Raw genomic sequence first — 25,632 nt, 5'->3', positions numbered from 1 at the left:
CGGCTCGTGCCATCGGTGACGAGACAGTCTCCGGCGCGGGCGTCGCCGTCACGCGCAATCCCCCTCCGCGGAATGACGACCGCCAGGTCCGTCCGAGGAGTGATCAGAGGGGGTAGGTGTGTTGGAGCCGAACAGCTCGGACATACGGGGTGCGCGCAGCACCCGGGGAGTCGGGGCGGGGACCCGATGACCACCACACGATTAGGGGCCCTGGCCCGCGAGGACGCGCCGCTGCACGCCCTCGCCGAGCGGCTGCTCGCGCTGGCCGAGGCAGGACTGCCCGGGATGTACCTGCCGGGCGCCGAGACCTTCGTCTTCACCCGGGCCGGCAAGGCCTCGCCCGACGGCACCCGCGGCCTCGAGCGACGCGGAACCAGCACCCGCTACGCGGCCATCACCGCCCTCGGCGCCCGGTTCCTGCCCGAGGACCGGCAGCGCCCGCTGTTCGGCGGCCGCACCGCCGGGGAGTTCACCGGACTCCTCGTGGAACGGCTGCCCGAGGTGGTGAACCTGGGCGACGCGGCGCTCATCGCCTGGGCCGCCGCCGAAACCGGCCACCCCAAACTGGCCGACGCCCTGGGCCGGATGGCCGCCCTGGACCCGCCCGGGCAGCCGCGGTACACCGTCGAGGCGGCCTGGGTGCTCTCCGCCCTGACCGCCGCACGCGGTTCGGCGGACGTGGAGCACCGCCTCGCGGCGGCCCGCGACCGGCTGCTGGCCGCCCGGATCGCCGACAGCCCCCTGTTCCCGCACGCCACCGGGCCGGGGCTGCTGCCCGGCTACCGGTCCCACGTGGCCTGCTTCGCCGACCAGACCTATCCGCTCCAGGCCCTGGCCCGGCTGCACGCGAGCGGCGGCGACCCGCGGGCCCTCGCGGCCGCCGACGCCTGCGCCGCCCGTATCTGCGCCCTGCAGGGGGACGGCGGACAGTGGTGGTGGCACTACGACGCCCGGCACGCCACCCTCGTCGAGGGCTATCCCGTCTACAGCGTCCACCAGCACGCGATGGCCCCGACCGCCCTGTTCGACCTCGCCGAGGCGGGCGGTACCGACTTCGCCGCGGAGATCCGCCGCGGACTGCGCTGGATGACCGAGGTGCCCGAACTCGCCGGACCCGCCGGCACCCCGCGCGAGCCGATGATCCGCGAGGAGCTCGGCGTCACCTGGCGCAAGGTCCACCGCGGCGATCCCGCGAAAGCCGTCCGGGCCGCCCGGGGACTGACCACCCGCGTGGCCCCGAACGCCCGCCTCGCACCGCTCGACCGGCTCTTGCGCCCCCTGGCGGTGGACCGCGAGTGCCGCCCGTACGAGTTCGGCTGGATGCTGTTCGCCTGGCTCGGGGGGCCGCAGGGATGACCGGGAGACACACCCTCTTCGGGGTCGGGCTCGACGCCCTGACCATGGACGAGACCGTCCGGCGCTGCCTCGACGCGGTCCGCCGCGGCGAGCGGATCGAGATCGGCATGGTCAACGCCGCCAAGCTGGTCAACATGCGCCGCGACCCCCGCCTCGCCGAGGCGGTCGCCGGCTGCGACCTGATCCTGGCCGACGGCCAGGCCGTGGTCTGGGCCGGGCGCGTCCTCGGCGTCCGGCTGCCCGAACGGGTCGCGGGCATCGACCTGTTCATGCGCCTGCTCGCCGCCGCCGAGGCGGCCGGCCTCTCCGTCTACCTGCTCGGCGCCCAGCAGCAGGTCCTGGAGACGATGCTCGGGAAGATCTCCGAGCGGTTCCCGAAACTGCGGGTCGCCGGCAGCCGCAACGGCTACTTCGCGGACTCCGAACAGGGGGAGGTCGCCGACGCCATCGCGGACAGCCGCGCCCAGCTGCTGTTCCTCGGCATGACCTCGCCCAAGAAGGAGATCTTCACCGCCGGGTACGGCGACCGCACCGGCGCCCACGTGGTGCACGGCGTCGGCGGCTCCTTCGACATCCTCGCGGGCATCACCAGGCGCGCACCCGCGGTCTGGCAGCGGATGGGCCTCGAATGGTTCTACCGCACCCTCCAGGAACCGCGCCGCCTCGGCAAGCGCTACCTCACCACCAACACCGCCTTCCTCCTCATGACGGTCCGCGAGCTCATCCGCCGCACACCGTCTGCCGGTTCCGCGAACAGGAGTCACTGATGCGCGTCGTCGTCGTGGGACAGGGATACGTCGGACTCCCGCTGGCCGTCCGGGCCGCCGAGGTCGGCCACCAGGTGATCGGGTACGACGTGGACGCGCGGCGGGTCAAGAGCCTCGCCGCCGGAGAGTCGTACGTGGAGGACGTCAGCTCCGAGCGGCTGAGTCGGGCACTCGCGCTCGGCACCTACCGGCCCACCGAACTGGCCAGGGACTGCGGCGGCTTCGACGTGGCCGTGGTCACCGTCCCCACCCCGTTACACGACGGAGCCCCCGACCTGCGCCACATAGAGGAATCGGCGCGCACGCTCGCCCGGTACCTGCGCCCCGGGGCCACCGTGGTGCTCGAGTCCACCACCTACCCCGGCACCACCGAGGAGCTCTTCGCGCCGATCCTGGAGGACGGCTCGGGACTCACCGCCGGAGCCGACTTCCACCTCGGCTACAGCCCGGAGCGCATCGACCCCGGCAACGCCGTCTGGGGCTTCCAGCAGACGCCCAAGGTGGTCTCCGGCGTCGACGCCCGCTCGCTGAAGGCCGTCGAGTCCTTCTACGGGGACCTCGTCGACACCACGGTGCCGGTGAGCTCGCCGAAGGAGGCCGAGCTGGCCAAACTGCTGGAGAACACCTTCCGGCACGTGAACATCGCGCTGGTCAACGAGATAGCGATGTTCGCCCGCCACCTCGACATCGACGTGTGGCAGGCCATCGAAGCCGCGTCCAGCAAGCCCTTCGGCTTCATGAAGTTCACCCCCGGCCCGGGCGTCGGCGGCCACTGCCTGCCGATCGACCCCTCCTACCTGTCCTGGCGGGTGCAGCGCGAACTCGGCCAGAGCTTCCGGTTCGTCGAGCTCGCCAACGACATCAACAGCCACATGCCCGAGTACGTGACCCGCCGCGTCATCGACGCGCTGAACTCCAGGCGCCGCTCGGTCAACGGCTCCCGGGTCCTGCTGCTCGGCCTCGCCTACAAGAAGAACACCGGCGACGCACGGGAGTCGCCCGCGGTACGCGTCTCGCAGCTGCTCCTCGACATGGGGGCCAAGGTGCGCGCGGCCGACCCCCACGTGGTGGAGAACATCACGGTCGACGCCCGCCTCGTCCGGGTCGAACCCACCCGCAAGGAACTGGCGGCCGCCGACGTGGTCGTCCTGCTCACCGACCACGACTCCTTCGACTACCACCTGGTCACCGAGCACGCCTCCTTCGTCCTCGACTGCCGCAACCGGCTGTCCGGACCGGCCGTGGAGGTGCTCTGAGCCATGGCAGCCACCCCCACCGCGGGGCGCACCCCCCGGATCATCTGCGTCGCCGGGGCGCGCCCCAACTACATGAAGATCAAACCGGTGATGGACGCACTGGAGCGCCGCGGCGCCGAAGTGGTCCTCGTCCACACCGGCCAGCACTACGACGAGTCCATGAACGAGGTGTTCTTCCGCGACCTCGGCATCCGCGCCCCCGACCGCTACCTGGGAGCCGGATCCGGCAGCCACGCCCAGCAGACCGGCCGGGTCATGGCGGCCTTCGAGCCGCTGGTCGACGAGGTCGCCCCGGACGCCGTCGTGGTGGTCGGCGACATCAACTCCACCCTGGCCTGCGCCCTGGTCACCGCGAAGGCCGGCCCGCTGCTCGCCCACGTCGAAGCCGGGCTGCGCAGCCGTGACTGGGGCATGCCCGAGGAGGTCAACCGGGTCGCCACCGACCGCGTCAGCGACTACCTGCTGGCCCCCTCGCCCGACGCCGCCGCGAACCTGCGGGCGGAGGGCTACCGGGAGGACCAGATCCACGTCGTCGGCAACGTCATGATCGACACCCTGCTCGCCAACCTGGACCGGGCCCGGCGGTCGGATGTCCTGGACCGGTACGGGCTCACCCGGGGCGGGTACGGCCTGGTCACCCTGCACCGCCCGGCCAACGTCGACGACCCCGGCGCGCTGCGGGGCCTGCTGAAGGCCCTGGGCGAGGTCGCCGGGCGCTGTCCGCTGCTGCTGCCCGTGCATCCGCGGGCCGCGGGGCGGCTCGCCGAAGCGGGCGTACCCGACGGCATCAGGCTGGTGCCGGCCGCCGGCTACCTCGACTTCATCGCCCTCCAGGACGCGGCGCGCCTGGTGCTCACCGACTCCGGCGGCGTCCAGGAGGAGACCACCGCCCTGGGCGTGCCCTGCGTGACGCTCCGCGACAACACCGAGCGGCCCATCACGGTCGAGCAGGGCACCAACGTGCTGGCGGGCACCGATCCGGAGCACATCGCGGCCACCGCGCAGCGGGTGCTCGACGATCCCCCCGCGCCGCGCTGCCCCGAACTGTGGGACGGCCGCGCCGGAGACCGCATCGCCGGGGTGCTGCTGGACGGCGGGACCGCGCGGACCCGGCCCAGACCGACCGAGCTCGCTCCGCGCCGACCGCGGTGACAAGAGGGGGAAGACCATGGACCTCGCCGAGATCTGGCGAGTCATGCGCAGGCGCTGGTACGTGCTGCTGCCCGGACTGGCGATCACGGCGGCGCTCACCGCCGCCGTGTACCTGCTGGTTCCGGTCGAGTACCGGTCGCAGAGCACGGTGACGCTGCTCAACTCGAAGAAGGCCACCGAGGCCTACGACGGCAACCCCTTCCTGAGCACCCAGACCTCCCTCACCGGCATGGCCGACGGGCTCGCCCGCAACCTCAACTCCGACGACTCGCTGGCCGACCTCAAGAAGCTGGGCGTCACCGGGACCCCCGAGGCGAAGATCGCCGACAACGCCCTGGGCCCGTTCATGTGGCTCATCGTCACCGGGAGCGACCCGGCCCGCCTCCTGGAGTCGAACCGGAAGCTGACCGCCTACGCCGAGGAGCGGCTGACCGAGTTCCAGGCGAAGCAGAAGGTCGCCCCGGACGCCATGATCCGCATGGCGACGGTCGTGCCGCCGCAGAAGCCGGTGGCCGAGACCAAGACCAGGCTGCAGTACCTCGTGATGGCCGGGGGCCTGGGCCTGGTGCTCAGCATGGTCGCCGCCTTCTCCGTGGAGGCGCGCAAGAGGTCGCACCAGCCGGAGCCCGGGCCCGGGTCCGAGCCCGCCGCCGCGGAGCCCGGGGCGCCACAGCCCGTCATGTCGGCGGCGTCCGCCGCCGAGCCGCTCGACGAGGAGTCGACTCATGGACACCGCCCGCCCCCCGGGCCGTGAGACCGGTGAGCCGAGCCAGGCCCCCGCTCCTCCCGCGCCCGCCGCCCCCGCTCCGCCCTCCCTCGGCCGCAAGGTCCGCTCGGCGGCCCGATGGAGCCTGATCAACACCGCTGTCATGCGCCTGGGCAACTTCGCGACCGGCATCGTGCTGGCACGCTTCGCCCTCGGCCCCGCGGAATGGGGCGTGTACGGCATCGCCCAGACCGTGCTGCTGGTCCTGCTGTCCGCGAACGAGCTGGGCGTGGGCCTGGCCATCGTGCGCTGGGAGGGGGACGCGCGGCGGTTCGCGCCGACCGTGCTGACCCTCAGCGCCCTTTCCAGCGCCCTGCTGTACGCGGCGCTGTTCGCGGCGGCACCGACGGTGGCGGGCCTGCTCGGCTCGCCGGACGCCGCGGGCGTCCTGCGGGTGATGTGCCTGTGCGTGGTGATCGACGGGGTGGCACAGGTGCCCGGGGGCTTCCTGACCCGTGAGTTCGCCCAGGGCAAGCGGATGATCATCGACGGACTCAACTTCGCGCTCAGCACCTCGGTGACGCTGCTGCTGGCCTTCGAGGGCTGGGGCGCGATGAGCTTCGCCTGGGGAGCCGTGGCGGGGAACGTCGTGACGCTGATCGGCTGCTCGCTGGCGGCGCCGGGCACCCTGAGATTCGGCTGGGACCCCGAACAGGCCCGCGCGCTGCTCAGGTTCGGGCTTCCGCTCGCGGGCGCGAGCCTGCTGGCCCTCGCCGTGGTCAACGTCGACACCATGGTGGTGGGCGCGACGCTGGGCAACGTGGCCCTGGGCTTCTACGTGCTCGCCTTCAACATCTCGGGCTGGCCGGTGCGGATCATCTCCGAGGCCGCCCGCCGGGTCTCCTTCGCCGGGTTCTCCCGGCTGGCCGACTCACCACAGGCGCTGGCCCACGGCTTCAGCCGCGCCCTGGGCGTGGTGATCACCGCCACCGTCCCGCTGTGCGTCCTGCTGGCCGCACTCGCGGGTCCGGCCGTCCAGCTCATCTACGGCAGTCATTGGGCTCCCGCCGCCGCAGCGCTGCCCTGGCTGATGGCCCTCGGCCTGATCCGCATCGGCAGCGAGCTCGCCTACGACTGCCTGGTCGCGATCGGACAGCGCCGGTCGCTCTTCCTGGTGCAGGGCCTGTGGCTGGCGGCCCTGGTCCCGGTGCTCCTCGTCGGCGCCCGCCAGAACGGCATCGTGGGAGCCTCGCAGGCCCATGTCCTGGTCGCCGGCGGCATGGTGGTGCCCGTGTTCCTGTTCGCCCTCAGCCGTGGCGGCATCGGTGTCGGCCGGATCGCCAGGGCCTGTGCGTGGCCCTTCCTCGGCGGGGCCGTGATGACCGCGATCATCCTGCTCCTGGAGCGGCCGCTGGGCGACGGCCCGCTCGCGCTCCTCGCCATCAGCGCGGCCGCCCTGGCCGGATACACGCTGTGCGTGCTGCCCAGCCGGGGCTTCCTGCGCGGGGCCGGCGGCGACCGGCCCCCCGGCGGCCCGTCCGACGGCCGCCCGATCCGGCCCGGGCCGGCCTCGTGAGCGGCCTCGTGCGCCGTGTCGCGCGGGCGCCCTGGAGGCCGCTCAAGGCGTTGTTCGGCTGGCTGGTGCTCTTCGAGGCCAGGAACAAGGTCCTGCTGGCCCCCACCGCGGTCCGGCTGCGCCGGGTCGAGGACGCCGAGGTCCGACGGCTGGCCGCCGTACTGCGGCCGCCGCCCTCGGCGCTGGTCGCCACGGTGATCGCCACCCACCGGCGTCCCGAGGAGCTGCTCGCCGCGGTGCGCTCGGCCCTGGACCAGACCGTTCGCGACCAGGTGGTGATCGTGGTCGACGACGGCGCCGGACTGCCCCGGCTGCCGCGGGACCCACGGCTGTTCGCGGTCTCGCTGAGCCGCAACACGGGCGTGGCGGGCGTCGTGCGCAACGTGGGCATCCGCCTCACCCGCTCGCGGTACGTGGCGTTCCTGGACGACGACAACCTCTGGGAACCCGACCACCTGGAACGGACGCTGGCGGTCCTGGAGCCTCCCGGCGGGCCGGACGGCGTCTACACGGCGCTGCGCAGGATCCTGCCCGGCGGCATCGAGAAGGACGTCCTGTCGGTGCCCTACGACCGGCGCCGCGCCGCCCGCGAAGCCTTCCTGGACACCAACGCCTTCGTCGCCCGCCGCACGCGCTCCCTGTGCTTCAGCCGTCTGCGCCGGACACCGGAGGTGCTGCCCCGTGAGGACTGGGAGCTGATCCGCCGGTACGCCCGCAGGCACCGGGTGGTCCACGTGCCGCACCCCACCGTCCGATACCTGATGAACCCGGCGAGCTTCTACACGCGATGGCAACAGCCCAGTTGAAGCCCGCTCCCCATCCGCTCCGACCACAGGTGGTTGATCCGATGCCCCGATCCCGGGCCCTCCGAAACAGGTTCGTCGACGCACCCGGCTCGCTGGGCGAACGACTGCGCATCGCCCGCTGGCAGCGTTTCCAACGCTGTTTCCCCGGCATCGAGGGCATGCGGGTCGTGGACCTGGGCGGGACGGCCGAGATGTGGCTGCGCGCACCCCTGCGCGCCAAGCACGTCCACCTGATCAACCTGGAGGAGCACCCCGCCGAACTGCCCGACTGGATCACCGCGGAGGTGGCCGACGTCACCGACCCGGCCGCCGCCGCCGAACTGGGCGGCCACGGCGGCTACGACCTGGTGTTCTCCAACTCGACCATCGAGCACGTGGGCGGCCACAGCCAGCGCCGGCGGTTCGTCGCCGCCGTGGAGTCACTGGCGCCCCTGCACTGGATCCAGACGCCGTACCGCTACTTCCCGGTCGAGCCGCACTTCGTGGCGCCCGGCTTCCAGTTCCTGCCACTGGCCGCCAGGACGCGGCTGGTACGGCACTGGCCGCTCGTCCACAGCCGTCCGGACAGCCCGGAGTCGGCGATGAACGCCGTGGTCAACATCGAGCTGCTGACCCGCGCCGAAATGCGCTACCTGTTCCCCGGATCGGTGCTCCTCGACGAGCGGGTGCTCGGTGTCACGAAGTCGCTGACCGCCGTACGCACGGAGCGCGCACGGCGAACAACCTGATCGACGGGCATGACGCGTCTGCCGCCCGCGCGAGGAGGACTGCCGGCCGGCGGTCACGGCCCCGGCACGGCGCGCAGGGCGCCCGGCCGGACGAGCGCGGCGGCGGCCGCGCGGCTGGCCGGGCGGCCGAGCGCCGCTCGGGAGGCCTCCCGGAGCAGGACGGCGGCGCGGAAGCCGGCCGTGGCGAGGGCGCCGTGCCGGCGCCGGTACAGACGGACCCGGTTGAGGGTGAGCAGAGTCCAGAGCCGGGGCGAGGTCCGGGAGTCGCCGCCGATGTGTACGGCTGCGGCGGCCGGCTCGAGGCGGGTGTGGTAGCCCCGGTCCCGCGCACGCAGGCAGTATTCGGTCTCCTCGGAGTAGAGGAAGAAGGACTCGTCCCACCGGCCGCAGGCGGCCAGGCAGTCCGCGGAGAGGGCCATCAGGGCACCGGTCGCCCAGTCCGCGTACGTGGGCCGCTCGTACGCCGCGGGGTCGGTGACCAGTTCGCTCAGGCGGGGGAAGCGCCCGGCCCGGCGGTTGCCGATGACGGCCTCGCCGAGGGCTCGGGTCACGCGCGGCTCCCGGCGCAGGGAGTGCACGAGGCTGCGCCCGTCCTCCTCGTACAGCAGCGGGACGCTGATCCCGACCCGGCCGCCGTCGGCCGGCGGGGCGTCGAGCGCGTCCACGAGCACCTTGGCACAGCCGCGCCGCATCCGGACGTCCGGATTGCACACCAGGGCCGCGCGGAAGCCGCCCTGCCACCCGGCGGCGGCCCCCAGGGCGGCGTTCACCCCGGCCGCGTAGCCGGCGTTGCGGCCGGTCTGGACGACCGTGGCGTCCGGGGCGAGCGAGCGCACCAGGTCCACGGTGCCGTCGGCCGAGTCGTTGTCGGCGACGACCAGCCGCCAGTCCAGGCCCGCCATGCCCTCCGGGAGCGAGGCGAGGAACTCCGGGAGCACCGCGGAGCTGTTCCAGGTGACGACGAGGACGGCTACCGGACCGGAGCCGGGGAGAGGCCGGGGAGAGGCCGGCCGGAGGTAGGACATGGGAACTCCACGGATCGGGGCTTCGGCGCCGCGCGCCGGATGAAGCCGAGGCAGCTGCCTCCGGCGGCGATCGTCAGGAAGAACATCCCGGCGAACATCGGGAAGCTGAGGGCGTCGAAGGTGGCGCTGACGACCAGGGCGACGACGGCGGAGGCGCAGAACGCCTGGCCGAGCTCCCGGTCGGACTCGCCGACGGCCAGCCGGCGGATCGCCCCGCCCTGGTGGATGCCGACGAGGAAGAGGAACAGGAGGGCGAGCAGCCCCACCACGCCCATCTCGGCGAGGGTCAGCATGTACTGGTTGTCGGTGAAGAAGTAGAGCTCGGGGAGGAACGTGCCCAGACCCCGCCCGAACAGGGGGCGCTCGTCCAGGTAGGGGACGATCGCGCTGTACTTGACCGTACGGGCCTGGGTACTGCTGTCGGAGTTCGTGAGGAAGGACGCGAACAGCCCGGTGATCGTGCCGATCAGCCCGGGGATGACGACCTTGAAGCAGGCCACCGCGACCAGCAGCACACCGATCGCGGTCCACCGCCGCTGCGGCTTCCAGCGGGGCACCATCACCAGGATCACGATCAGCGCCCCGATGATCGAGGTGCGCGACACCGTCAGGGGCAGCGCCCCGCCCATCAGCACCACCGGGCCCCAGCGGCGCCAGGCGGGCAGCCGGCTCCGCACCGGATCGAAGGCCTGCTGCACGGCGAAGGGCAGCAGCAGAGCCAGCATCCCGCCGAACTCCAGCGGCTGCGCCGTGGTGGAACGGGGGCGGGTGAACTCCCCGCGGTCCAGGGCGGCGATCTGGGGGACGCTCGACTGCAGCCCCGGGATGCTGATGCTGTCGGCGATGTTGGTCGCGGTGAAGAAGTCGTAGAACCCGACGGCGGCGACGACCGCCCCCATCACCACGGCCCGGCGCAGCAGCACCTCCAGACGCGGGCGGTCCTGGATGCCGGCGGAGACCAGCACCACGAGCGACACCCACACCAGCAGCGCGATCAGGCCGCGGTCCGCGCCGAGCAGCTCCTTGCGCACGCTCCCGCGGCCCGCGTTCGCCACGTAGGAGGCCAGTACCGAGACGGCCAGCAGCCACACGGCCACCCGGGGCAGCCGGGTACCGGGCGCCGCCCGGATCCGGCCGGTGAGCCAGGTCGCCAGGTACCAGAAGAGGCAGAGCAGGGCGAAGACGTTGGCCGGGGTGCCCACCCCGCCCATGCCCGGCAGGGTCAGGTTCGACGGGATGAAGAAGGCCAGCGCCAGATACCCGGTGAGCAGCGCGGTGGCGTCCGGGCGCCGGCCGCGGGAGCTCGTGCGGAAGGCCCGCCGCGGCGCGGCGCCGGTCCCGGTGGAGTTCTCGCGCCCGCGGCGGCGGGCCGCCAGGAGGGCGTCCGCCGCGAAGGAGAGGGTGAACCCGCCGGTGGCACCGAGGATGAGGACGCCCAGTACCTGCTGGTAGCGGCTCTTGAGCTGCGGCACCGGCGTCTGGGGGAGCACCACCGGCGCGGTCTGCACGAAGTACGCGGGCTGGACCTTGGCCGCCGTCTGCAGTGCGTTGAGCTGCTCTCCGGCGAAGGCGGTCAGCGTGTTCGTCTCCTCGAGCACCTTCGCCCGGTCGGTGCCCGTGACCGTCAGCGTCAGCAGCGGGCCGGAGGCGTGCGCGGCGAAGCCGACGGTGTAGGGATCGGTCACGCCCAGGCTGTGCAGGTCGCGGGCGGCATCGGCTCCGGACAGCGCCCGGATCAGCACGTCCGCGGTCACGACCAGGGAACCGCCCGCGTTGGAGAGGGGGTTGCCGAAGGCGGGCGGCAGCTGGGAGGCCGCCGTGGAGTCGAGCAGCGCCACCGAGCTCTGCGACTGGTAGGCGACCGGCACCGACCGGTACAGGTGCAGCGCCGCCAGCAGGCTGAGCAACAGCGCCGGCACGAACACGTACCAGCGCCGGCGCAGCACCGCCGCCATTTCACGAATGCTCACGAACACCCCTGCCGGGAACCGGATGTGATGGCAGACCCGGCCGGGTCCTGCGAAGATCGGTCATGAAGGAGGGGATCCCCGTGCCGCCTGGTGAGTTGGTCCGCGCGCTGCGTCGGCGCTGGTACGTGCTGGTGGTGGCGATGCTGTGCGCGGCCGCCGGAACGGCGGCGGTGCTGCGGCCCGCACCGGTCCACTCCAGCTCGGCGATCGTGGTGCTCAAGCCGCCGGTGACCGGCAGCCAGCCGAACCAGCTCGCGAACCTCCAGCCGCCCCTTGCCGCCGTCTCGTACGGGGTGGTGCAGCAGCTCGGCTCGCCGGCCGGAGCCGCCGAGCTCGAGGCCGCCGGAGTCGCCGGCACCTACCGGATGACACCGCGCAACAGCGGGACCAGCGTCACCCCGCGCCACCTGATCCCCTCGTTGCAGATCCAGGCGGAGCACTCCGACGCCGCGGTGGCCGACGCTTCCGTACGGAAGATCATCGAGGTCTACACCCGGCACCTGACCGAACTCCAGGCGCAGCAGGGGGTACCGGCCGGTTCCCGGATGAGCGTGGCCGTCCTGGTGCAGCCGCACACGGTCGCGCGGACCGGCGACAGGGTGCGCGCCCTGGCGGGAGTGGCGCTGCTGGCCGTGGTCGGCGGGTCGGCGGCGGCCCTGTGGACCGACCGGCTCCTGACGCGCCGGGTACGGCGCCGGCGCGAGTGCGCCGACGCCGGTCCGCGGAACCCGCCGGAGGAACCGGAGGTGACCGGGCATCAGATCCCTCGGCGCTTCCACGACTGCCACCACAGCCACTCGCGCCCCCGGTCGGCGACCGCCGAGAGCACCAGCGGCTGGAGGTAGGGCATGGCCCGGGCACCGATGCGCCGGCGCCTGCCCAGCGCCCGGTACTCGGCGAGCGACGCGTATCCGCCCGGGAGGCACTGCGCGGCGAACTCCACCAGCTCGTCCACCGGCACGACCGCCGTGCGACCCCGGTCGTACGCGCGATAGGCGCGCCGCAGCGCGTGGCGGGCCAGCCGGGTCCGCGCCGCGACCGACAGCCGGTCGGCCTCCGGCAGCAGTCCGGCGCACTTGTCCAGCACCGAGTCGAAGGCGACGAGGCGCTGGCGCAGGTCGTCGAGCTGCCCGCCGAAGTCGGTGGTGGACATGTTGTTGCCGTGCACCCGGTAGAAGGCCTGGTCGGCCCCGCGGACGTAGCCCACGTCGGCGTGCGCCGCCAGCCGCATCCACATCTCGATGTCCCCGGCGTGCGGGAGCTCCGGATCGTAGCCCCCGACCTTGTGCTGGAGGCCGGTCCGCACGACCACCTCCGGTGAGGTGATGCACCCGGTGCCCTCCCGGAAGCGTCGCTCCAGCCACCACCGCCCGGGGTAGACGACCGAGCCCGCGGCGCGGGTACGGGCCGCGGGCAGCGGCCCGCCGTGCCGGAACCGCAGCGGCCTGCCGTAGGCGAAGCCCGCCTCCGGATGCGCGTCGAGCAGGGCGGCGGCCCGTACCAGCGCCCCGGGGACCAGCCGGTCGTCCGCCGAGAGCAGGGCGGTGTAGTCCCCGTCGGCCCACTCCAGCAGGCCCTCGTTGTAGGTGGCGATGTGCCCCTTGTTCCGCTCGTGGACCCGCACCTCGATCCGCGGGTCACCGGCCGCCAGCGCCCGCGCGACGTCCGCGGAGCCGTCGGGCGAGGCGTCGTCGATGATCAGCACCCGGACGTCGACGCCCTCCTGTTCGTCCAGGACGCTCTTCACGCAGTCGGCCAGGAAGTGGCCGTACTTGTAGCAGGGGATCACCACGCTGACGGTGCTCACTGGCCGGACACCTCCGTGGAGCCGTCCGACCGGGCGCCGGCCGGCAGGGTGGTGGTGAAGACGGGGCCGACCCAGTAGTTCACCGAGCCGAAGGTGTTCGACGGGAATGCGGTGGACGCGCCGTACTTGTAGAGCCCGTTCGCGCTCCCGGGTGCGTCGGCGGGCGCCACCAGCGGGTAGGAGCGGTGCGCACCGCCGAAGTAGCCGCCGTCCACCGAGTAGTTGCCGTTCGGCGCGTGGTAGGAGGCCACGTACGTGGTCCCCGCCGTGATGGGCACGGGCGTCGCGAACTGCAACTGCTGCCAGCCCGACAGGGTTTCGCTGCCGAACGTTCCGGTCGCCAGCAGGGTGCCGGAGGCGGACCACAGGCTGCCCGTGTGGGTGCCGGTGTTGCCGGGCCCCTTGTAGAAGGTGACCCCGGTGACGTAGCCGCTCACCGCCGACTGGAAACGGGTGCCCAGCTCCACCGAGTTGGTGTCGTCACCGGCGTTCGCGGTGCTCGGCGTGGCGCCGGCGCCCCACAGGGTGCACGGGCAGTGCACCGTCGGGGGGCTCGCACTGGTCGTGAAGTTCCACGTGACCGGCGCGGTCATGGCGTTGCCCCACAGGTCGGACGCCTGCACGGAGGCCGTGTACGCGGTGTTCAGGGCCAGTTCCGAGGCCGGGGTGAACACCGCGCGGTTCGAGGCCGCCAGGACCTTGCTGCCCGGGACGGTGGCGCCGCCGGAGTCCTTCACCGTGAACACCAGTGTGTCCGCGTCGACGGCGGTGCTGAAGGTGGCCGTCACCGCCGCCGTGATCTGGGTCCCGGTCGCGGCGGACTGCGGAGAGGTGGCGGTGACGGTGGGCGGCGTCGTGCTCGCGGTGGAGGTGTCCAGGACCGCGTCCACCCAGTAGTTGCTGCCCGCCGCGGCCCTGTTCGGGAATCCGCCGGTGGCGCTGTAGCGGTAGACGCCGTTGCCGCCGTCGGTGCCGCTCTTCAGCGCGGTGAGCGGTGCCAGGCCGGCGTCGCCGCCCGCGAAGGTGGTGTCGAAGGAGTAGCCGCCGTTCGGGGCGAAGTAGGAGGCGATGTAGGTGGTGTTCGGCTTGACGGGCACCGGGCTGGAGAAGTTCAGCTGCTGCCAGCCGGACGCCGTCTCGTTGGTGAAGGTGCCGGTGGCCAGGCGCTGGCCGGTGCTGCTCCACAGGCTGCCGGTGTGGGTCCCGGTGTTGGCGGGGGACTTGTAGAAGCGGACGCCGGTGACGGAGCCGGCGACCGAGGAGCGGATCTTCACGCCGAGTTCGACGGCGCCGCCGTCACCGGCGTTGACGGTGCCCGGCACGGCCGCGGCGGGCCACACGGTGCAGGGGCACTGCTGGGGTCCGACGGTCAGCGGGACGGTGGTGGTCACGCCGATGTTGACGCTGTCGTCGACCGCGCGGACCTTGATCTGCACGGGACCGGGGGCGGTCGGGGTCCACGTGTGGCTCCAGGATCCGAGGCCCGTGGCCTTCTTCCAGGTCGTCCCGCCGTCGGTGGAGACCTCGACCCGGGCGACCACGCCGCCGCCGGTGTCCGCCGCCGTGCCGGTCGCGGTCACCGGCCGCAGCGCCGGCACGGTGGCGTTCGGCGCCGGACTGGTCATGGCCACGGCCGGTCCCACGGTGTCCGTGGAGGCGCTCGCGGCGACCAGGTCGCCCTGCAGGGACTTGGGCTGGACCCCCATGTCGGCGAACACGTTCACCGTGGCCTGCTGCATGCGCTTGTCCGCGGTGACCACGGTGTCGTCCGGGTTGCCCGTGGGCATGTTGGTCAGGCCCCAGGACCACTGCACGGTGCCCGCGCCGAACACCAGCGCGCCCGAGGTCTGGTCGCGGAAGGCCACCAGGCTGTGCGTGGCGGTGCCGTTCCCGTAGGTGTTGCCGTAGTCCTTCAGCAGCTTCCCGTCCTCGATGTCCACCGTGGTGGACGACATCTGGATCTGCCCGGCGGGCCGGCTCGCGTTCTCCACGTCGCTGTCCCACTCGTAGCCCAGCGTGCCGGCGGGGAACGTCGCGGTCTGCGCGGGCGTGAGGCTCGCGACGCTGGTGTGGCGCCACAGCCGCTGCTTGGCGAAGGTGCCCGGCACGGTGATCGCGTCGCCGCGGTAGCCGTTGACGCTGAACAGCGAGCCGGTCAGCTGGTTCTGCGGCTGGAAGGGCCGCCCGCCCGAAGCGCTGGCCGGGTCCATGAAGGTGCCCGTCCAGATCCCGCTCGGGTCGGGGATGCCGTTCGGCCGGGGGAAGGACAGCTTGGTCTCCTTGTAGGACACCAGCGTCCTGTCGGGCGTGGAGGAGCCGTCGATGCTCGGGGCGAGGCGGGTCTTCCAGAAGACCTCGTTGCCGCTGAAGTACGTCTGGTGGACCCCTGCCCGGCGGGCGTTCAGCGCGTGCGTGAACTGCTCCTGGGTCCAGTACTCGTCGTGCCCCGAGGACATGAACACCTTGTGGTTGCGCAGCAGCGTCCCGCCGCGGACCGACATGTCGATCCCGGACATGTAGCTCACGTCGTAGCCGTTGCGCTCCAGCCACGCGACCATCTGGAACTCGGAGCCGTAGATCCCGTTGTCCCCGCCAATGGCCATCGGCCGGTTGTAACTGACCTCGTACGCCCGCCCGTCCGGGGCGGGACCGCCGCCGTCGTACAGGTCCTGGCCGCCGTAGTCGTTGTACGCCTGCCAGGTCTGGTCGCTGGTCTGCACGAGGATGTCGGAGTGGCCGGCGTCGTTGCGGACCACGAACGGGTAGGGCATCACGCCGTTGCCGTCGGCCTGGTCGAAGTTGACCACGTACAGCCCGGAGACGGCGTCGGCCGGCACCGTCCACGTCGCGGTGACCGGCCAGTTGCCGCAGTCGACCAGCCCGGTGGAGGGCTTGGTGACGCAGGCGGCCGGGTTCCCGCCCTGCGGGACGTTCGCCGGGTACGTCTGCGCCGCCTGCGCGGCCGTCGACATCAGGCGGGCCCCGTCGCCGCCGTAGTGGCCCAGCCGGTAGACCGACACGCGGTACGGCGCCGGCGACTGGATCCTGAACTGCACGGTGTCGCCGGCCTGGACGCTCGACTGGCCGGGGAAGCCCTTGATGTCGCCGTAGGCGCTCGGCGCGAACCAGTCGGACATCGGCGTGCCCGGTTTGGAGTTCTCGCACACGATCGCGTTCGTGCCCGGACCGCAGGGGTCGGCCGCACCGGCCGTCGGGGCCGGGGGGAGGACCGTGGCCATCAGGGCCGCGATCAGGGTGAGGAGACCGTACCGGAGCAGCCTCGTCCGTCTGTTCATCTGGACCTCATCGTCTACGTCGGCACGGGGCGTCAGCGCAGGGCGCCGGCGAGCGCCGCCACGACCCGCTGCTGCTGGTCGGCGGTGATCTGCGGGAAGAGCGGGAGGGAGAGCATCCGGTCCGCGGCCAGCTCGGCGTGCGGGAAGGCGCCGCGGCCGTGCCCCAGGTGGGCGAAGGCCGGGGTGAGGTGGACCGGCGCCGGATAGTGGACGCCCGCGCCGATGCCCTCCGCGTTGAGCTTGCCGACGACGGCGTCGCGATCCGCGCCCGCGGCGACCCGTACCACGTACAGGTGCCACACGTGGACGCTGCCCGCGGCCGTCACCGGCAGGATCAGGCGCCCGGCGGCCGCCAGGTCGCCCAGCAGCGCGTCGTAGCGGGCGGCGGCGGCGCGGCGGGCCGCGTTCCCCTCGGCCAGCCGGGCCAGCTTGGCCCGCAGGACCACGGCCTGCAGCCCGTCCAGACGGCTGTTGAACCCGGCCACGTCGTGCCGGTACTTGGCGACGCCGCCGTGGTTGGCCAGGGCCCGCACCAGGTCGGCGCTCTCCTCGTCGTCCGTCACCACCGCGCCCGCGTCCCCGTACGCGCCCAGGTTCTTGCCCGGGTAGAAACTGGTCGCGGCGATCCCGCCGCTGCCGGGGGACCGGCCGTCCCGGGTCGCGCCCTGGCTCTGCGCCGCGTCCTCGACCACCCTGACGTGCGCCGGCAGCCCGGCGGCCAGCTCCGCGACGGCGGCGCACTGCCCGTACAGGTGGACCGGGACGACCGCGCGGGTGGCGCTGCCGACCGCGTCCAGCGCGGCCCGCGGGGCCATCAGCAGACTGTCGGGCAGGCAGTCCACCAGAACCGGCCGCGCACCGATCCGGGCGACGGCGCCCGCGGTGGCGATGAAGGTGTTGGCGGGCAGCACCACCTCGTCGCCGACGCCGACCCCGCTCGCGCGCAGGGCCAGTTCGAGGGCGTCGGTGCCGTTGGCGACCCCCACGCAGTGCCCCACCCCGGCGAAGTGCGCGTACTCGCGCTCGAACGCGCGCACCTCCTCACCGCCGATGAACGCGGTGTCGGCCAGCACCCGGTCGAAGCCGGCCCGCAACTCCCCGGCCACCTCGGCGTGCGCCGCCTTCAGGTCGACGAGCGGTATCTGGTTCATGCGACTGGGCTCTCCATCCGTGTCCCCGGCCACCGGCCGGACATCTGTCCATCGGTCCGCAGCTCGTCGAGCGCCGGACCGTCCGCCGCCCGCAGCCGGCGGGCCGGACTCCCGGCCCACACCTCGCCCGGCGGCACATCGGCCAGGACCGTGCTTCCCATGCCGGTCAGCGACCAGGCGCCCACCGCCGTGTACTCGCGGACCAGCGAGCCCGCGCCCACGTACGCACCGCGCCCCAGCCGCACCCCGCCGCCGAGGCGCACCCCCGAGGCGAGCGTGGCGAAGTCCCCGACCGCGTCGTCATGGGTCAGGACCACGTGCGGCATCACCGCCACGTGCGACCCGAGCCGGACGGCGGCGGTCAGCACGCAGTGCGCCAGCAGCACCGAGCCCGCACCGAGCACCGAGGACCCCGACACCGCCGCCGTGGGGTGGACCACCGTCGCGTAGCGGCTCACGGGCAGCCCCAGGCGCCGCACCAGGCGGGCCCGCACGGCGTAGTCGCGCGGACTGCCGACGCAGACCACCACCCGGGCGCCCGCCAGCTCGTGCACGCGCTCGGTGCCTCCGAGGACGGGCGCCCCGTCGACCTCCCGGCCGTGCAGGGCCGGATCGTCGTCGAGGTGTCCGGCGAGCCGCCACCGGGGGGCGAGCCCCCGCGCGGCGTCCGCGGCGGCCACGTCCCGCACCGCCTGGGCGGCCTCCCGGGCGAACCCGCCCGCACCGACGACCAGCAGGTCCTCGGTGACCCGCGGCCCGGTCATCCGCCGGCCTGTGCGCGCAGCACCGCGACCACCCGGTCCTGCTGCTCCGCCGTCATGGTGTGGAACAGCGGCAGGATCAGCGAGTCGCGGCTGATCCGCTCGGTCACCGGCAGCGGCGCCGCGCCGTGCCCCGCGTAGGCCGGTTCCAGGTGCGAGGCCATGATCCCGCGCCGGGCCGAGACCCCCGCCTCCGCGAGTACGCCGAGCAGCCGGTCCCGGCCGACCGGGAACCCCTCGGCCAGCAGCACCCAGTACGACTGGAAGTTGCCCTCGCCATGGGCCGGGTCCCGCACCGGGCGCACGCCGGGGACGGTGCTCAGCAGCCGTGCGTACCGGGCCGCCAGCTCCCGCCGCCGGGCCACGATCGCGTCCAGCCGGCCCAGCTGCACCAGGCCGACCGCGGCCTGGATGTCGGTCATCCGGTAGTTGTAGCCGACCTCCAGATAGCTCTCGACGATCGGCGTGCCGCTCGCGTGCCGCTGCGCCGCGGACACGTTCATCCCGTGCTCGCGCAGCCGCCGCAGCCGCTCGGCCCACTCGGCGTCGTCCGTGGTCAGCATGCCGCCCTCGCCGGTGGTGATCACCTTGCGGGGGTGGAAGGACCAGGCGGCGAGCAGCGCGCCGTGGCCGACGGACTTGCCGCCCACGGTCGCGCCGATGCCGCAGGCCGCGTCCTCCACGAGCGCGAGGTCCCAGTCGGCGCAGGCCGCGCGCAGCGCGTGCACGTCCGCGGGCACCCCGCCCTGGTGGACGGCGAGCACCGCCCTGGTGCGGGGGGTGCGGACCGCGTCCACGGTGGCCGGGGTCAGGTTGCCGGTGGCCTCCTCCACGTCCGCGAACACCGGCCGCGCGCCCGTGTGGCGCACCGCGTTGGCCGTGGCGATGAAAGACAGGGAGGGGACGACCACCTCGTCGCCCGGCCCCAGCTCCAGCGCCACCAGGGCCAGGTGCAGGGCGGTGGTGCACGAACTCACGGCGATGCCGTGCCCGGCACCCACCCGCTCGGCGAAGGCCTGCTCGAACGCGGCGACCCGGGGGCCCTGGGCGACCCAGCCGGAGAGCACCGCATCGGCGGCGGCCCGGGCCTCCTCCTCGCCCAGCCACGGCACCATGACGGGGATCCGGGCCGCGGCGCTCACCGGGCCTCCCCGGCGGCTTCGGAGGCGGTGCGCGCGGCCGCGTCGGCGGCGCGCTCGGCCCGCCACCAGCCGACCAGGTCCCGCAGCCCCGCGCGCAGGCCGATCTCCGCCGTGAAGCCGAGGCGCCGCGCGGCCTGCCCGGTGTCCGCGAGGCGCCGGGTCACCCCGTTCACGGCGCGGGCCGGCCCGTGCACCGGCGCCAGGTCCGGGCCCGCCCCCATCGCCTCCAGCAGGCCCAGCGCCAGCTCGAGCAGACTGGTCTCGGTCCCGCTCGCGACGTTGAACACCTCGTCGGTCAGGTCCGACTCGGCCGCCAGCAGGTTGGCCCGGGCGATGTCCCGGACGTCCACGAAGTCCATGGTCTGGGTGCCGTCGCCGAGGATCAGCGGCGGTTCGCCCGAGGCGATCCGCTCCATCCAGCGGATCAGCACCTCCGTGTACAGCCCGTGGATGTCCATCCGGGGCCCGTACACGTTGAAGTAGCGCAGTGCGACGTAGTCCAGCCCGTACATGGCGTGGAAGCTGCGCAGCATGCCCTCGTTGAAGGCCTTCGCCGCCCCGTAGAAGGTGTCGTTGTTGTAGGGGTGGTGGCGCTCGGTGGTCGGGAAGGCCTCGGCCAGCCCGTAGACCGAGGCCGAGGAGGAGGCGACGACCTTGCCCACCCCGGCGGCGGCCGCCGCCTCCAGCACGTTGAACGTGCCGTCCACCATCACCTCGTTGGCCAGCCGCGGTTCCTCCGCGCACTGGGTGATCCGGATGGCGGCGAGGTGGAAGACCAGCTCGGCGCCCTCCGTCGCCTTGCGCACCGCGGCCGCGTCCCGGATGTCGCCCTCGACGACCTCCACCACGCCGCTCGGCAGGGCGCGGGCCAGGTTCGCCGCCCGTCCCCGCACGAAGTTGTCGAGCACCACGATCTCGCGCGCCCCGTGGTCCACCAACAGGTCCACCAGGTGCGAGCCGATCGTGCCCGCCCCTCCGGTGACCAGAATCCTCTTGCCTCGTACGCTGCTCAACGCCCCTGCCCCTACTGAGTCGGTCACGGTCTTGCGTTGCGAAAAGGTCTGCGAACGGCCGCGGATCGCCGTGCACGCGCCGTGCTGCGAGGGCCGCGCGGGTGCGGACGAAGACCCGCCTGTGCACAGTGGACGGCCCCTCGGCGCGGCGAACGGTCAGCGTTCGGTGCGCAGTCCGACGACCGCGCCACGGAACTCGAGGCTCCGAGAGGCGGCTTCGAGGATGTCCAGCACCTTCAGGCCGGCCCGGCCGTCGGTCAGCGCCGGCCGGCCCGTACGGATCGCGGCGGCGAACTCCTCGACCATGCTGCGCAGCGCCTCCTTCTCGCCGAGCGCGGGCGCGACCATGTCGCCGGTCCGGTAGGAGACGAGCATGTCGCGGCGCTCGTCCGCGCCGATCTCCTGCGGGGCCGTCAGGTCCACGCCGCGGTCGAACACCGCCACGCGCTGGGAGGGGTTGAGGTCGTCCCACACCAGCGTCCGCTTGGACCCGCCGACCATGGTGGTCCGCACCTTCGTCGGGGAGAGCCAGTTGACGTGCACGTGCGCGATGGCGCCGGTGCTGAGCTGGAGGGTCAGGTACGCCACGCAGGACTGCCCGGTCCCGATCGGGTCGGCGCCGTGCGCGGCGACGGCGACGGGCTGCACGTGGTCCGGGAGGATGAAGTCGAGGACCGACAGGTCGTGCGGGGCCAGGTCCCACAGGACGTCGATGTCCTTCTGGACGAGCCCCAGGTTGATCCGGACCGAGTCGACGAACTGGATGTCGCCCAGTTCACCGGAGCGGACCATCTCCCGGATGCGGCCCACCGCCGGGGTGTAGCAGTACGTGTGGTCGCACATCAGCGTCAGACCGCGCTCCTCGGCCTCGCGTACGAGCTTCAGCCCGTCCTCGTACGTGGCCGCGAGGGGCTTCTCCACGAGGACGTGCTTCCCGGCGCGCAGCGCGGCCAGCGCCACGTCCAGGTGCGTGCCGGCCGGAGTGGCCACGGCGACCGCCTCGACGGCCGGGTCGGCGAGGACCGCGGCGTAGTCCGCGGTCGCCTCGACCGTGGAGTACCCGCCGAGCACCTGCCGGGCCCGGTCCACGTCCAGGTCGCAGAGCCAGCGGAGCCGGAACTCCGTACTGGACTGGAAGTTGCGGACGAGATTGGGGCCCCAGTAGCCCGCGCCGACCACGGCGACGCCTAACGGGCCGGTGGGTGCCGGGCCGGTGGCGGCGGCGTCCTTCGCAGTGTCCTTCACAGCGTTCCCCTTCGCTCCGCGCGACGCGCCGGCCGGCGCGTCGGCCGTTCATGGCCGGGATCCGTGCGAGGGAAGGACGTGTCGTCGACGGCAGGCGGGAAGCCCGCGCGACCCGTGCGTGACCTGTTCAACGGTGATGGCCCCCCACAACCGATGGAGGCCCCGCGACATCCGCGTGCCTCCGCCCCCCGGCCGCCCCGGCGCTCCCCGCGCGCCGGTCCGGCCACGGGCGGGCCGCGTGTTCCCCCAGGCAGCCCACCCCGCAACGACGGTCAATCTAGTCCACCGGGCCTACGCCCGGGGCGAGTTGGCGACAAACGGCTGGCGCGGGTGTTCGACCGTGCATACTTCCCGGGTGACCAGCATCGTGATACCGGCCCACAACGAGAGCCGGGTCATCGGCCGCCTCCTCGACGCGCTCCTGGCCGGCGCCCCGGCCTCCGGTACCGACATCGTCGTGGTCTGCAACGGCTGTACGGACGACACCGCCCGGGTGGCGGGGGAACGGGGGCCGCGCGTACGGGTGGTGGAGATTCCGACCCCCTCCAAGCACACGGCCCTGCGCGTCGGCGACGAGCACGCGCGGGGCTTCCCGCGCCTCTACGTCGACGCCGACGTGGTCTTCGGAGCCGACGGGGTACGGGCCCTGGCCGGCGCGCTCGCCGGGAGCCCGGAGCTGCTGGCCGCCGCCCCGGGCCGGGAGATCCCGCTGACCGGCTGTGCCTGGCCGGTACGGGCGTACTACCGGGTGTGGCAGCGGCTGCCGGCCGTGCGCGCGGGCCTGTTCGGCCGCGGGGTCATCGCGGTGACCGAGGCGGGGCACGCGCGGATCGCCGCCCTGCCCCCGCTGATGGCCGACGACCTGGCCGCCTCACTGGCCTTCGGCCCGGGGGAGCGGCGCGTGGTCGAGGCGGCCCGGGTCGTCGTCCACCCGCCGCGCACCTGGTCCGACCTGATCCGGCGGCGGATCCGGGCGGCGACCTCCTCCGCCGAACTCGAGCGCTTCCAGGACTCGTTACCCGGCCGGCGGGCCGGTGCGCCCGCGCCAACGGCCCGTACGGGCGCCGCCGACCTGCGCGCGCTGCTCCGGTCGGAGCCGCGGCTGCTCCCCGGGGTCGCGGTGTTCGCCGCGGCCGCTCTCGCCGCCCGCGCAGGGGCCCGCAGGGCCATCAGGAACGGGGACTTCTCCACCTGGCTCCGGGACGAGAGTTCGAGGAGCTCCTGACCATGTACCTCGCGGACCGCTCCGCCCCGGCCGGGGCGCGGAGCGCGCCGGACCGAGGTCCCGGACGGAGCCCGGCGGTCGCCCCCGCCGTCCTCGCACTGGGCACGGTCAGCCTGATCACCGACATCTCCTCCGAGATGGTCACCGCCGTGCTGCCCCTGTACCTGATCGCCGGACTGGGCCTCAGCCCCCTCGGCTTCGGCGCGCTCGACGGCGTCTACAACGGCGTCAGCGCCCTGGTGCAGCTGACCGGCGGGCACCTCGCCGACCGGGTCCGCAACCACAAGCTGATCGCCGGGCTCGGCTACGGCCTGTCCGCCCTGTGCAAACCGCTGCTGCTGTTCGCCCACAGCCTCGGCCCGATCGGCGCGGTCCTCGCGCTGGAGCGCACCGGAAAGGGCCTGCGCACCGCCCCGCGCGACGCGCTGATCTCGCTGTCCACCCCCGCCGGATCACAGGGCCGCGCGTTCGGCGTGCACCGGGCCATGGACACCACCGGGGCCCTGCTCGGCCCACTGGCCGCCTTCCTCATCCTGAGCGCGGCCGTCGACGGCTACGACGCCGTGTTCGGGGTCAGCGCCTGCGTCGCCGCCTTGGGCGTGGTGGTGCTGATCCTCTTCGTCCCGGGCCCCGGCGCCGCCCCCGCCCCCGACCGCCCGGGCGCCGCCCCCGCCCCCGACCGCCCGGGCGCCGCATCCGACGCCCCCGGCCGGGCCCGCGCCGCCGGCCCGGCCGCCGGTCCGTCCGGCTCCGTCCATCCCGCCGACCAGAGCCACGCCGGCTCCGCTCGTCCGGCCGACCCGGTCGACGCTGCCGACGCTGCCGACCCGGCCGACCCGGCCGACGGGGCCGACGGGGCCGACGGGGCCGGATCCGCCCGGGCCCGTGCGGGCCGCCCGCTCGGCTCCGCCTCCACGGCCCCCGCCGGGGCCGGCGTGGGCGGTGGTGCGACCGACGCCGGGCCCGGCCCCCGGCCCGTCGGCGTGCGCGAGGCCCTGGCCCTGCTGCGCCTGCCCCGGCTGCGCGCCCTGGCCGGGTGCGCCGCGCTGCTGGGCCTCACCACCGTCAGCGACGCCTTCGTCTACCTGCTGCTGCAGCGCCGCAGCGGTATCGCCGAGCAGTGGCTGCCCCTGCTGCCGCTGGGCACGGCCGCCGTGTTCCTGCTGCTGGCCGTGCCCGCCGGGGTCCTCGCCGACCGGATCGGCCGGCGCGGCGTGTTCCTCGCCGGGCACGCCCTCCTGCTGGCCGCCTACGGGCTGCTGCTGTGGGCGCCCGCCCTGCCCGCCCTGCCCTTCCTCGTACTCGCCCTGCACGGCATGTTCTACGCCGCCACCGACGGCGTCCTGCCCGCCGCCGTCGGAGCCACCGTGCCCCGTGAGCTGCGGGCCACCGGCCTGGCCCTGGTCGGCACCGGCCAGGCCCTGGCCCGCTTCGGCTGCTCCCTGGCCTTCGGCGCCGCCTGGACGCTCTGGGGCACCGGCCCCGCCCTCGCCGCCGCCGCGGCCGGCCTGCTGTGCGGCGCGGCCGTCGCCGCCTTTGTCCTGCGCCCGCCCGACCCGTCCCGACGCCCCCGAGGAACCCGATGACGCTCCCGCGCCGCCTGCTCGTACTCACCGCGGCCGTGCTGCTCCTCGGGGCCCTCGCCGCCGTGCTCGTCGTCCGCGCCGCGTCCCGGGCCGACCGGCCGCAGCAGGGCGGCCCCACCGTCGCCGCGGGCAGCCTCACCCTCACCCAGCAGGACCGGCTGACCTTCCTGCACGGCGCCCAGGGCCCGTACCGCGGCGCCCTCGCCTCCGTCCCCGCCGGGACCCCGCAGGCCGCGCGCACCGCCTCCGAGCTCACCTGCCGGCGCTTCCACGCCGCCGCCGGCACCGGCGTGTGCCTGCGCTCCGCACCGGGCGCCCTCGCCCAGGACAACCAGGCCGTCATCGTCGACGCCGAGCTGCGCACGCTGCGCAGCTTCCCCCTGGCGGGCACGCCCAGCCGGGCCCGGATCTCACCGAGCGGCCGGTTCGCCGCCTGGACGGTCTTCGTCTCCGGCGAGTCCTACGGCGCCGCGTTCTTCTCCACCCGCACCGCGATCCTGGACACCCGGGACTGGCGGCTCGACGCCAACCTGGAGGAGTTCGCCATCCTGATGGACGGCCGCCAGTACCGCGCCGCGGACGTGAACTTCTGGGGGGTCACCTTCGCCAGGGACGACGACACCTTCTACGCCACCCTCGGCACCGCCGACCGGACCCATCTGGTCCGGGGCTCGATCTCGCGGCGTACGGTCACCGCCCTCGCGCAGAACGTCGAGTGCCCGTCCCTGTCCCCGGACGAGACCCGCATCGCCTACAAGAAGCGCGTGCGGGCCGGCGCCTCGCTGTGGCGCGAGCACGTGATGGACCTGGGGACCCTGCGCGAGCACCCGCTCGCGGAGAAGCGCAGCGTGGACGACCAGGCCCTGTGGCTCGACGACGGCACCCTCGCCTACGCGCTCCCCGCCGAGGGCGCCCCCGACACCACGGACCTGTGGACCGCCCCGGCCGACGGCTCGGGCGCCCCGCGCCTGCTGGCTCCCTCGGCCTCCTCTCCGAGCCGCCCGGGCCGATCGATGTCCGGTTCGTGACAAGAGTTACATCCGCCCCAAAAACGAGCGTTTTCC

21 protein-coding genes are annotated in these 25,632 nt (G+C 73.8%); 12 read left to right on the top strand and 9 right to left on the bottom strand.

The annotated features are described in order from the left end of the window. Positions 1 to 186: 186 nt before the first annotated feature. From AB0D66_RS16670 to AB0D66_RS16635, 8 genes are read left to right on the top strand one after another with little or no spacing between them, the layout of a single operon-like run. Entirely contained in the window at positions 187 to 1,356 is a 1,170-nt protein-coding gene (locus AB0D66_RS16670; RefSeq protein ID WP_362303041.1) for a hypothetical protein, read from the top strand. Continuing rightward, on the top strand, positions 1,353 to 2,123 hold the full coding sequence (locus AB0D66_RS16665) for a WecB/TagA/CpsF family glycosyltransferase (protein WP_362303039.1): 771 nt from the start codon (positions 1,353 to 1,355) through the stop codon (positions 2,121 to 2,123). Before AB0D66_RS16670 ends, AB0D66_RS16665 begins: the two co-directional genes overlap by 4 nt. Further along, positions 2,123 to 3,379: a nucleotide sugar dehydrogenase gene (locus AB0D66_RS16660; RefSeq protein WP_362303036.1), complete on the top strand. Its 1,257-nt coding sequence runs from the start codon at positions 2,123 to 2,125 to the stop codon at positions 3,377 to 3,379. The genes AB0D66_RS16665 and AB0D66_RS16660 overlap by 1 nt, the downstream gene beginning before the upstream one ends. 3 nt (positions 3,380 to 3,382) lie before the next feature. Next, positions 3,383 to 4,531 carry a UDP-N-acetylglucosamine 2-epimerase (non-hydrolyzing) gene (gene wecB, locus AB0D66_RS16655; protein WP_362303033.1) on the top strand — a complete coding sequence of 383 codons (1,149 nt, stop codon included), beginning with the start codon at positions 3,383 to 3,385 and terminating at the stop codon, positions 4,529 to 4,531. A gap of 16 nt (positions 4,532 to 4,547) precedes the next feature. Continuing rightward, complete coding sequence (locus AB0D66_RS16650; protein WP_362303030.1) at positions 4,548 to 5,285, top strand: chain length determinant protein; 738 nt, start codon at positions 4,548 to 4,550, stop codon at positions 5,283 to 5,285. Beyond that, positions 5,257 to 6,813: an oligosaccharide flippase family protein gene (locus AB0D66_RS16645; protein ID WP_362303028.1), complete on the top strand. Its 1,557-nt coding sequence runs from the start codon at positions 5,257 to 5,259 to the stop codon at positions 6,811 to 6,813. The genes AB0D66_RS16650 and AB0D66_RS16645 overlap by 29 nt, the downstream gene beginning before the upstream one ends. 8 nt (positions 6,814 to 6,821) lie before the next feature. Beyond that, positions 6,822 to 7,619, top strand: coding sequence for a glycosyltransferase family 2 protein (locus AB0D66_RS16640; protein WP_362303025.1), 798 nt, complete (start codon positions 6,822 to 6,824; stop codon positions 7,617 to 7,619). A gap of 41 nt (positions 7,620 to 7,660) precedes the next feature. Next, complete coding sequence (locus AB0D66_RS16635) at positions 7,661 to 8,347, top strand: class I SAM-dependent methyltransferase (RefSeq protein WP_362303022.1); 687 nt, start codon at positions 7,661 to 7,663, stop codon at positions 8,345 to 8,347. Between the two features lie 53 nt (positions 8,348 to 8,400). On the opposite strand, the gene AB0D66_RS16630 is transcribed toward AB0D66_RS16635, so the two are convergent. Together AB0D66_RS16630 and AB0D66_RS16625 are read right to left on the bottom strand one after the other, a co-directional pair. Further along, complete coding sequence (locus tag AB0D66_RS16630; protein WP_362303019.1) at positions 8,401 to 9,372, bottom strand: glycosyltransferase family 2 protein; 972 nt, start codon at positions 9,370 to 9,372, stop codon at positions 8,401 to 8,403. Next, positions 9,318 to 11,342 (bottom strand): O-antigen ligase family protein, encoded by a 2,025-nt coding sequence (locus AB0D66_RS16625; RefSeq protein ID WP_362303016.1) that lies wholly within the window; start codon positions 11,340 to 11,342, stop codon positions 9,318 to 9,320. Before AB0D66_RS16625 ends, AB0D66_RS16630 begins: the two co-directional genes overlap by 55 nt. Positions 11,343 to 11,404: 62 nt before the next feature. Between AB0D66_RS16625 and AB0D66_RS16620 the strand changes: the two genes are divergently transcribed. Continuing rightward, a complete protein-coding gene (locus AB0D66_RS16620) occupies positions 11,405 to 12,187 on the top strand; it encodes a hypothetical protein (protein WP_362303014.1) in 783 nt (260 codons plus the stop codon). On the opposite strand, the gene AB0D66_RS16615 is transcribed toward AB0D66_RS16620, so the two are convergent. The 7 genes from AB0D66_RS16615 to AB0D66_RS16585 all read right to left on the bottom strand — a co-directional run bounded on the left by AB0D66_RS16615 (position 12,100) and on the right by AB0D66_RS16585 (position 21,757). Further along, the gene (locus AB0D66_RS16615; protein WP_362303011.1) at positions 12,100 to 13,149 is read right to left on the bottom strand and encodes a glycosyltransferase; all 1,050 of its coding nucleotides are present in this window, start codon (positions 13,147 to 13,149) and stop codon (positions 12,100 to 12,102) included. The genes AB0D66_RS16620 and AB0D66_RS16615 overlap by 88 nt on opposite strands. Next, positions 13,146 to 16,445, bottom strand: coding sequence for a DUF4082 domain-containing protein (locus AB0D66_RS16610; RefSeq protein ID WP_362303008.1), 3,300 nt, complete (start codon positions 16,443 to 16,445; stop codon positions 13,146 to 13,148). The genes AB0D66_RS16615 and AB0D66_RS16610 overlap by 4 nt, the downstream gene beginning before the upstream one ends. Positions 16,446 to 16,477: 32 nt before the next feature. After that, positions 16,478 to 17,596 (bottom strand): DegT/DnrJ/EryC1/StrS family aminotransferase, encoded by a 1,119-nt coding sequence (locus AB0D66_RS16605; protein ID WP_362303005.1) that lies wholly within the window; start codon positions 17,594 to 17,596, stop codon positions 16,478 to 16,480. Further along, a complete protein-coding gene (locus AB0D66_RS16600; protein WP_362303002.1) occupies positions 17,593 to 18,360 on the bottom strand; it encodes a NeuD/PglB/VioB family sugar acetyltransferase in 768 nt (255 codons plus the stop codon). Before AB0D66_RS16600 ends, AB0D66_RS16605 begins: the two co-directional genes overlap by 4 nt. Then, entirely contained in the window at positions 18,357 to 19,499 is a 1,143-nt protein-coding gene (locus tag AB0D66_RS16595) for a DegT/DnrJ/EryC1/StrS family aminotransferase (RefSeq protein ID WP_362302999.1), read from the bottom strand. The genes AB0D66_RS16600 and AB0D66_RS16595 overlap by 4 nt, the downstream gene beginning before the upstream one ends. After that, positions 19,496 to 20,512, bottom strand: coding sequence for an NAD-dependent epimerase/dehydratase family protein (locus tag AB0D66_RS16590; RefSeq protein ID WP_362302996.1), 1,017 nt, complete (start codon positions 20,510 to 20,512; stop codon positions 19,496 to 19,498). Before AB0D66_RS16590 ends, AB0D66_RS16595 begins: the two co-directional genes overlap by 4 nt. A gap of 156 nt (positions 20,513 to 20,668) precedes the next feature. Then, positions 20,669 to 21,757, bottom strand: coding sequence for a Gfo/Idh/MocA family oxidoreductase (locus AB0D66_RS16585; RefSeq protein ID WP_362302993.1), 1,089 nt, complete (start codon positions 21,755 to 21,757; stop codon positions 20,669 to 20,671). 355 nt (positions 21,758 to 22,112) lie between these two features. Here AB0D66_RS16585 and AB0D66_RS16580 point away from each other — a divergent pair, with 355 nt between their 5' ends. Genes AB0D66_RS16580 through AB0D66_RS16570 form a run of 3 tightly spaced genes read left to right on the top strand, consistent with a single transcriptional unit; the run spans position 22,113 to position 25,596 of the window. Next, the gene (locus AB0D66_RS16580; protein WP_362302990.1) at positions 22,113 to 22,982 is read left to right on the top strand and encodes a glycosyltransferase family 2 protein; all 870 of its coding nucleotides are present in this window, start codon (positions 22,113 to 22,115) and stop codon (positions 22,980 to 22,982) included. A 2-nt stretch (positions 22,983 to 22,984) separates the two neighbouring features. After that, positions 22,985 to 24,568, top strand: a complete 1,584-nt coding sequence (locus AB0D66_RS16575; RefSeq protein WP_362302988.1) for an MFS transporter — start codon at positions 22,985 to 22,987, stop codon at positions 24,566 to 24,568. Next, positions 24,565 to 25,596: a TolB-like translocation protein gene (locus tag AB0D66_RS16570; protein WP_362302986.1), complete on the top strand. Its 1,032-nt coding sequence runs from the start codon at positions 24,565 to 24,567 to the stop codon at positions 25,594 to 25,596. The genes AB0D66_RS16575 and AB0D66_RS16570 overlap by 4 nt, the downstream gene beginning before the upstream one ends. Positions 25,597 to 25,632 lie beyond the last annotated feature (36 nt).

Source organism: Streptomyces sp. NPDC048270, from assembly GCF_040652335.1.
In the GTDB taxonomy this organism is placed as follows: Bacteria; Actinomycetota; Actinomycetes; order Streptomycetales; family Streptomycetaceae; genus Streptomyces.
Note: the sequence above shows the minus strand (reverse complement) of the source record. Positions and strands in the feature narration are given on the sequence as shown.

Bases quoted from the DNA above. Each gene is read 5' to 3' on its own strand.
- AB0D66_RS16670 (WP_362303041.1), top strand. From the start codon at position 187: ATGACCACCACACGATTAGGGGCCCTGGCCCGCGAGGACGCGCCGCTG.
- AB0D66_RS16665 (WP_362303039.1), top strand. From the start codon at position 1,353: ATGACCGGGAGACACACCCTCTTCGGGGTCGGGCTCGACGCCCTGACC.
- AB0D66_RS16660 (WP_362303036.1), top strand. From the start codon at position 2,123: ATGCGCGTCGTCGTCGTGGGACAGGGATACGTCGGACTCCCGCTGGCC.
- wecB (WP_362303033.1), top strand. From the start codon at position 3,383: ATGGCAGCCACCCCCACCGCGGGGCGCACCCCCCGGATCATCTGCGTC.
- AB0D66_RS16650 (WP_362303030.1), top strand. From the start codon at position 4,548: ATGGACCTCGCCGAGATCTGGCGAGTCATGCGCAGGCGCTGGTACGTG.
- AB0D66_RS16645 (WP_362303028.1), top strand. From the start codon at position 5,257: ATGGACACCGCCCGCCCCCCGGGCCGTGAGACCGGTGAGCCGAGCCAG.
- AB0D66_RS16635 (WP_362303022.1), top strand. From the start codon at position 7,661: ATGCCCCGATCCCGGGCCCTCCGAAACAGGTTCGTCGACGCACCCGGC.
- AB0D66_RS16630 (WP_362303019.1), bottom strand. From the start codon at position 9,372: ATGTCCTACCTCCGGCCGGCCTCTCCCCGGCCTCTCCCCGGCTCCGGT.
- AB0D66_RS16620 (WP_362303014.1), top strand. From the start codon at position 11,405: ATGAAGGAGGGGATCCCCGTGCCGCCTGGTGAGTTGGTCCGCGCGCTG.
- AB0D66_RS16610 (WP_362303008.1), bottom strand. From the start codon at position 16,445: ATGAACAGACGGACGAGGCTGCTCCGGTACGGTCTCCTCACCCTGATC.
- AB0D66_RS16605 (WP_362303005.1), bottom strand. From the start codon at position 17,596: ATGAACCAGATACCGCTCGTCGACCTGAAGGCGGCGCACGCCGAGGTG.
- AB0D66_RS16600 (WP_362303002.1), bottom strand. From the start codon at position 18,360: ATGACCGGGCCGCGGGTCACCGAGGACCTGCTGGTCGTCGGTGCGGGC.
- AB0D66_RS16575 (WP_362302988.1), top strand. From the start codon at position 22,985: ATGTACCTCGCGGACCGCTCCGCCCCGGCCGGGGCGCGGAGCGCGCCG.
- AB0D66_RS16570 (WP_362302986.1), top strand. From the start codon at position 24,565: ATGACGCTCCCGCGCCGCCTGCTCGTACTCACCGCGGCCGTGCTGCTC.